This is a genomic window from Shewanella sp., assembly GCF_051658185.1.
Lineage (GTDB): Bacteria > Pseudomonadota > Gammaproteobacteria > Enterobacterales > Shewanellaceae > Shewanella.
The window spans coordinates 1-7,794 of record NZ_JBOFMC010000058.1 but is presented as its reverse complement, the minus strand read 5'-3'; the positions used below and the strand labels follow the sequence as shown (position 1 = coordinate 7,794).

The window sequence follows — 7,794 nt, the reverse complement described above, 5'->3', positions numbered from 1 at the left end:
GACAGCCGCAGCCACCGTTGCCGTCACAACCTGCTTTCGGAGTGTCACAAGCCTCGTGATCATGGTCATGGTGGTGATGGCCATGGTCATCAGAACCGCCACAACAGCCGCCAGCATCGTGGCCTGAACCACCACAGCATCCGCCATGGTCATGACCGTGGCTACCACAACCGCCGTGGGCGTGGATATGACCATGGGCGATTTCTTCAGCGGTTGCTTCGCGCACATCGATAATTTCAATGTTGAAGCTCAGAGCTTGACCCGCTAATGGATGGTTGCCATCAACAATCACAACATCATCTTTTACTTCAACAACTTGAACTGGACGCTGACCCATTTCAGTTTCGGCAATAAAGCGCATACCTGGCACGATATCTTCGATATCACCGAAGGCTTCTAATGGAACTGCTTGGCGTAGACCGTCATGGTATGGGCCATAGGCTTCTTCGGCGCTGATGGTTACGTCGAGGGTTTCGCCCTTGGTTTTACCTTCTAATGCCGCTTCTAATCCTGGGATCAGGTTTTCTGTACCATGCAGATAAAGCATTGGTTCGGCATTAAAAGAGTCTTCTAAAAGTCTGCCTTCTTGATCTGATAAACGGTAATGAATGGTTACCGCGCTGTGTTGGGTGATCTTCATATCGCCTCCGGTTCGGAATGTGCGCGCATAATAACGTGCTTTTTGGGTGCTGGCGATAATTTGAAGTTGCTTATGTTAGATATCGCACAGCTTTTTTAGGGGGCAATAGCTCGGATTGTCCATCAACTCGATGGGTAAAACCTTGGATTTTCAGGCTTGAGCTCAAGTGCATGGTTTATTGCGCTGGGGCGCAATCTTGTGTTCTTGAGATAAGTGAATTCTTTTTAATGTTCTGAATTTAAATGAATTTAATCTAAGTTGAGGTAAGGGGTGGCACAGTGATTAATCAGTAATTATTGAAACAAATCCAACTTATTCTCAAGAAAACGCAGTATTAGTCAATGTTGATTGCACATTTTAGGGTTTAACCGCCTAGGATAATAAATAATCGATTTTTGGGGTTGACAAGTGCGGGTAAAAAAAGCAATCCTGTTAACCAAGAATTTAACATATATTGGTCCAAACACATGTATAGCCAAGGTTTAGTAGTAATCACCATTATTACAACCACCACTACAACTGGAGTGGGGGCGGGCTGATATACCCTAAAGAATGTGAATGACGAGCCCGCTTCCCACCAAAGAAGCGGGCTTTTTTGTTTCTAGCTCTTATGTTTAAGTCGGGCGCGCTGCAGGAGATCAAGATGAAAGTAATGAAATTTGGTGGTACCTCGCTTGCAAATTGGCAGCGATTTTCAATGGCGGCGGATATCGTCGCCAAGGCGGCAACATTAGAGCCTGTTGCAACTGTGCTTTCAGCGCCTGCAACTGTGACCAATGCCCTGCTAGAAATGGTGGATTTAGCGGTAAAAGGTGAGGATTATTCGCTCGTTATTCAGCATGTTGAGCGGGTGTTTGCCTCACTGTATCAAGATGCGGTGAGTTCGGGGTTACCGAGCAGCCAAAGTGAGCTGCTTTTTGCTGGGCTGCATGCGCAGCTTGCTCGTTGGCAAGATAGATTACGCGGTATCACGTTGCTGCAAGAATGCCCTGACGGTATATGCGCCGAAATCGTGGTGGCGGGTGAGCGATTGTCTGCGGCCCTGATGGAACAAGTGATGTTGGCCAAAGGCATTACCTCGGCGCAGCTTGATCCACGTCAGCTGTTTTTAGGCCGGGGGCGTCCGCTCGAGTCGGTGGTGGATATTGCGGTCAGTAAGCCGCGCTTTAAGCACCTTGCGCTCGATGAAAAGCGTGTTTGGGTGATGCCGGGTTTTACCGCCGCCGATGAAGACGGTAAGGTCGTGACCTTAGGGCGTAACGGCTCTGACTACTCTGCCGCCGTACTGGCCGCTTGTTTAGATGCCTCAAGCTGTGAGATCTGGACGGATGTCGATGGGGTTTACAATACCGACCCTCGCGTCGTAGCCGATGCTAAGTTGTTATCACAGTTAAGTTATCAGGAGGCGATGGAGCTATCTTATTTTGGCGCCAAGGTGTTGCACCCTAAAACCATTGCACCCATCGCCCAGTTCCATATTCCCTGTTATATCAAAAACAGCTTTAATCCTGATGCGCCAGGAACTTTGGTGTCAAACCTTGCCGACGCCAGTGGGTTACAGGTTAAAGCCATTTCTAACCTCGATAATCAAACCATGTTTGATGTGTCAGGCCCAGGTATGAAAGGCATGGTCGGCATGGCGAGCCGCACACTGGCGGCGATTTCTCGCAGCGGGGTTTCAGTGTCTCTCATCACCCAGAGTTCTTGCGAGTACAGCATCAGTTTTTGTGTGGCAACCTGTGATGCAGCCAAAGTGAAATTGGCACTAGAACAAGAATTTGAGTTAGAAATCAAAAGCGATTTACTTGAGCCCATTGCAATGCGCCATGACTTAGCCATTGTCTCTTTGATTGGCGATGGTATGCGCACCCATAAAGGGGTCGCTGCGCGCTTTTTCCAAGCGTTAGCTCAGGCGAGTGTGAATATTATCGCGATTGCCCAAGGCTCTTCTGAACGTTCTATTTCAACTGTGATTGAGCAGCGTAAGACTAAACATGCGATTGCCGCTTGTCATCAAGGCTTTTTCGATGTGCAGCAGTATTTGGATGTGTTTTTGGTCGGTTGCGGCAATGTGGGCGCAGGTTTGCTCGAGCAGATCAAACAGCAGGCGAGCGTGTTAAAACAGCAGCACATTAGCATTCGTGTCTGCGGTATCGTCAATTCCCGCAAGATGTTACTTGATAGTACGGGTATCGATTTAAATAATTGGCAAAACTTACTGGCCGATAGCCAGCAGGCAAGTGATATCCCCGCGTTACTGGCGTGGGTAAAAGAGCAGCAATTGTTAAACCCGGTGCTGGTGGATTGTACCTCGAGCGAGCAAGTCTCGAACCAGTATTTAGAGGTGATGAACGCGGGGATGCATGTCGTCACCCCCAATAAAAAGGCGAACACGCGTGATTACGCCTATTACCAAGCGCTGCGTCAGACCGCGCTAACGCAGCGCCGTCAGTTCCTGTACGAAACCAACGTGGGCGCGGGATTACCTGTTATCGATAACTTGAAAAAGCTGTTATTTGCTGGCGATAAACTGCACAAGTTTAATGGCATTTTGTCGGGCTCCTTATCTTTTATCTTTGGCAAACTTGATGAGGGCATGTCACTTTCTGAGGCCACTACACTGGCGCGGGAAAAATGCTTTACTGAGCCCGATCCCCGTGATGATTTAAGTGGCATGGATGTGGCGCGTAAGGTGTTGATTTTGGCCCGTGAAGTCGGTTTAAAGCTTGAGTTAAGTGATATCGTTGTCGATTCCGTATTGCCCGCAGACTTTGATGACTCTGGCGATGTGGAAAGCTTTATGGCGCGTTTGCCTGAGGTGAACGCCGCAATTGCTGCGCGAGTTGCCAAGGCCAAAGCACAGGGTAAAGTGCTGCGTTATGTGGGGCAGATTGAAGAAGGCGCGTGCCATGTGCGCATCGCCGAAGTCGATGTCACAGACCCGCTATACAGCGTAAAAGGCGGTGAAAACGCCTTGGCATTCTACAGCCGTTATTATCAGCCTATTCCGTTTGTGCTGCGAGGTTATGGCGCGGGTACTGAAGTGACTGCGGCCGGTGCCTTTGCTGATGTATTAAGAACCTTAAATTGGACTCGTGAGGTGAGTGTATGAGTTTGACTGTTTACGCTCCCGCCTCTATGGGGAATGTGGGTGTGGGTTTTGATTTATTGGGCGCAGCATTGGCGCCCATTGATGGCAGTTTACTCGGTGATAGAGTGACCATTGCGGCGGCGGATGCCGGGGTGACCCTTAGCCAAGTGGGGGCTTGGGCGCATAAATTACCCAACAACCCTGAAGACAATATCGTCTATCAATGTGCGGTATTTTTCTTAAAAGCCCTTGGGAAAGAGCACCAAGGCGTGGCATTAACCCTAGAGAAAAACTTGCCCGTCGGCAGTGGCTTAGGCTCGAGCGCCAGTTCTGTGGTTGCAGCGCTTTATGCGCTGAACGAACATTTCGAACGCCCATACGATAAACAAGCGCTGCTTGAACTGATGGGGGAGTTTGAGGGCAAGATCAGCGGTAGCGTGCATTACGATAACGTTGCGCCCTGTTATTTAGGTGGCATGCAGCTGATGCTCAATGTGCCCGGCGTTATCTGCGAGGCGATCCCCAGTTTTAAACAATGGTATTGGGTGGTGGCGTACCCCGGGATTTCACTCTCGACGGCCATGATGCGCAAACTCATGCCAGAACAATACGATAAGTCTGTGGTTATCGATTTTGGCCGTTATTTAAGTGCCTTTGTACATGCTTCTTATCAGCAAAATGCCCAGCTTGCGATTCAAGTATTAAAGGATGTGCTGGCCGAACCTTACCGCGCGGCCGCGATTCCGGGTTATGACAATGCCAGAGCGGCGCTCGCCGAATTAGGCATGTTAACCACTGGGATTTCGGGCAGCGGGCCAACCTTGTTTTCAGTGACTGACGATCTCGCCACCGCCAATGCCGCTAAAGCATGGTTAGAGGCCAATTATCTGACGGAGGCAGGGGGCTTTGCCCACGTTTGCCGCCTCGATGAGCAAGGTACGCGCAGGGTAGATTAATTTTTTTACTTTTAACGCATTAGCCCTAAAAGGCTGGGCACGAATAAGGTCGAGTGAGCATGGAACTATATAATTTAAAACACCCTTCGCAGAAAGTGAGCTTTAAGGAAGCGGTGCTATTGGGGCTCGGTAGAGACAGAGGGTTGTTTTTCCCAACGAAAATCCCGGTGTTGCAGGATATTGAGGCGCTGTTGGCGATGCCTTTTGTCGAGCGCAGTAAAAGAGTGCTTGGCGCTTGGCTCGCCGCCGAACTGGGCCAAGATACGGTTGATCAACTGGTGGAGCGCGCCTTCAACTTTGAGTTGCCCTTAGTGGCGGTCGATGAGCAGCGTGCGTGCCTTGAACTCTTCCATGGGCCCACCTTAGCGTTTAAGGATTTTGGGGCGCGCTTTATGGCGCAATGTATCAACGTGTTTGCTCAAGATTCGCGTTTAACCATTTTAACGGCCACCTCTGGGGATACGGGGGCGGCGGTGGCCGATGCCTTTTACGGCCTAGATAAAGTCAACGTGGTGGTGCTCTATCCTAAGGGGAAGATCAGTGAATTACAGGAAAAAATGTTCACTACCTTAGGCAAGAACATCCACACCGTGGCGGTGGAGTCAGATTTTGATGCCTGCCAAGACTTAGTCAAACAGGCTTTTGAAGATAGCGATGTGCGAGATGGTCTGCATTTAAACTCGGCAAACTCAATCAATATCAGCCGTTTACTCGCGCAAATTTGTTATTACTTCGAAGCGGTTGCCCAGTCTAAACAGCGCCATGAGGCCGATCCTGTGATTGCCGTGCCGAGCGGCAATTTTGGTAACCTTACCGCGGGTTTATTTGCTAAAGCGATGGGATTACCGGTAAAGCGCTTTATCGCCGCGACCAATAGCAATGACACAGTGCCGCGTTATTTAGCCAAGGGCGTTTGGCAGGTTAATCCGACCCAAGCAACCATGTCCAACGCAATGGATGTGAGTGAGCCAAGCAACTGGCCTCGGGTGGCGGCGATTTGTGCTGCCCAAGGCTGGCCACTGACTGAGTTAGTCGGCATGAGCCTTACCGAGGCGCAAACCTCACAGGCGCTAGCCGATGTGTATGCCAAGGGATATATCAGCGAGCCCCATGCCGCGATTGCTGCCCAAGCATTAGCTTTGACCTTAGCGCAGGGTGAGCAAGGCATCTTCCTTGGCACAGCTCATCCGGCGAAATTTAAAGATGTGGTCGAACGTGAGCTTAAGCTGGCGTTACCTTTGCCGAGCGAATTGGCGGCGGTGGCTGACAAAGCCATATTATCCGCACAGTTACCCGCGGATTTTGGTCAACTCAAAGCCCATTTGTTTAAGGTATTAGCCTAAACCTAAATTAAAAATAGTGGTGAGTGATGAGTGATGAGTGATGAGCGGCGTGTGGCGGGCGGTAGATCATCACGAAATTAAGGCGCAGCAGGGGGGAGCTGGGATTAGCGGGTCGCGCTTGAATGTCAGCTCCTTGGGGCCTTAGGTTCCTCACTCACAGGTTTTGCATTTAGCGGCTAAGGCGTATTAAATAGTGCCCATGTAAAATAACTCTCGGGACTTAAAAGGATGCCTATGGTTGGGCTAACCCATCGCAGCATGCATAGCAAGATGATGGCCAAATTGAGTTTCAGTACCCTGCTGATGGCGGTTTTATACAGTTATCCTGCGGCGCATGGCTGGGCGCAGGTGTCAAATCTCTGCCCACAGCCTTTGAAGGTGGCTTATAACGATTGGGCTCCTTACGCTTTTCAAGGGCCTAAAGGTGTGGCCTTAGGGCTGGATATTGAGATCATGGCGCAGCTGGCCGCAGAGTTGGGCTGTGAGGTGAGTTTTATCTATATACCCGCCAAGCGTTCTCATCAAATGCTAAAACAGGGGACGGTGGATCTGATGATGGGCGCCACTCAAACCCCTGAGCGCCAAACCTACGCGCGATTTTCAGATGAATATCGTGATGAAGAAGTCAAGCTGTTTGCCAACGCGGGGTCGCAAGATTATCGCCAACTGCGCCAGTGGGAGGATCTATTTACCTATAAATTGCGGCTGTTGGCTCCCGTCGCAGGTTGGTATGGCAAGGATTATGAACAATTTCGCGCGCGGCTAGCGCAGGCGCATCTGTTAATTTTGAGTCCCGATCTCGATAAATCGGTACACATGCTCGCCTATGGCCGCGGGGATGTCATGATTGGCGATGCGGCGGCGGTATCTTATATCGCCAAACGATATCCAAACATTCAGTTAGTGCCCCTGAACATCACCTTAGAACGCAGCGGTATCCATCTTATGTTAAGTCAGGTCAGCATGGGAGCTGCGCAATTAGCAGCGTTTAACCAAGCTATCCACACTTTAACGCGGCGTGGCACCATTGCACATCTACAACAAAAATGGCAGTCCTCGCTCCACATCAGTTCCTTACAAAAGGATGGTGACAGTTAACCCATGATTTTATTTTTACGTGATATCATTTGCAATTGCTTGATAACACTCATCAATAGCGCGGCTCTTCTGTATCTACATCCCCTCACAAAATAGCGTTGGTGCAACGCATTAGGCTTAAATGCATGTCATCTAGGACTTGCTCTTCATCAGGAACATGTTCCTCAGGGATTACTGTGGTGGTCGCCCCCATTCCTTACCATTTTTAATAAACAACATTAACGCGATGGGCGTTACGGTCGATGCCGTTGCTTTGGCCATGAATTATGCGCTGCCGCGGTGCTTCACTGTAAATACCTTATGCCTGCTGAGTCAGTCTTTTTATCATTGAGACACATTTGCTAAAACTTCTTTAGCGTGAAGTTACTGAACTTGGGGTTAAATTCTGTTAGCGTGTTGGCCTTAACTGACAAAAATCAAGACGATATATGCCCAACGTACGGCGATTTTTTCTGGACTGCTTGGTTGCAGGCCTGCCGTGTGACAGCCAAAAAGTCACTTTGGCTCCTCGTTTTTGGGAATAGAGTTGTCGAACATGACCATCGGAGCATCAAATCATCCATGAAACTGCGCCATTCTCTTACCTGTGTGCTGCTTGCTTTGGGTATCTTGCCCTCTGCTAATGCGTTTGCTGCCGATACGCTTAACCGTCAAGGTTATTATCGC

At 49.6% G+C, this 7,794-nt stretch carries 6 protein-coding genes; 5 read left to right on the top strand and 1 reads right to left on the bottom strand.

Annotation, left to right across the window (positions count from 1 at the left end):
• Window positions 1-640: peptidylprolyl isomerase (gene slyD / locus ACRCZA_RS02395; RefSeq protein WP_438672889.1), on the bottom strand; the 640-nt coding region annotated here is incomplete at its 3' end.
• A gap of 643 nt (window positions 641-1,283) precedes the next feature.
• Here slyD and thrA point away from each other — a divergent pair.
• From thrA to ACRCZA_RS02370, 5 genes are all read left to right on the top strand, one after another.
• Entirely contained in the window at window positions 1,284-3,752 is a 2,469-nt protein-coding gene (gene thrA / locus ACRCZA_RS02390; RefSeq protein WP_438672888.1) for a bifunctional aspartate kinase/homoserine dehydrogenase I, read from the top strand.
• Window positions 3,749-4,687 carry a homoserine kinase gene (thrB, locus tag ACRCZA_RS02385; protein ID WP_438672887.1) on the top strand — a complete coding sequence of 313 codons (939 nt, stop codon included), beginning with the start codon at window positions 3,749-3,751 and terminating at the stop codon, window positions 4,685-4,687. The genes thrA and thrB overlap by 4 nt, the downstream gene beginning before the upstream one ends.
• Window positions 4,688-4,746: 59 nt before the next feature.
• Window positions 4,747-6,030, top strand: coding sequence for a threonine synthase (thrC, locus tag ACRCZA_RS02380; protein WP_438672886.1), 1,284 nt, complete (start codon window positions 4,747-4,749; stop codon window positions 6,028-6,030).
• Between the two features lie 234 nt (window positions 6,031-6,264).
• On the top strand, window positions 6,265-7,128 hold the full coding sequence (locus tag ACRCZA_RS02375) for a substrate-binding periplasmic protein (RefSeq protein ID WP_438672885.1): 864 nt from the start codon (window positions 6,265-6,267) through the stop codon (window positions 7,126-7,128).
• A gap of 357 nt (window positions 7,129-7,485) precedes the next feature.
• Window positions 7,486-7,794 (top strand): hypothetical protein (locus tag ACRCZA_RS02370; protein WP_438672884.1); only part of this gene is annotated, 309 nt, incomplete at its 3' end.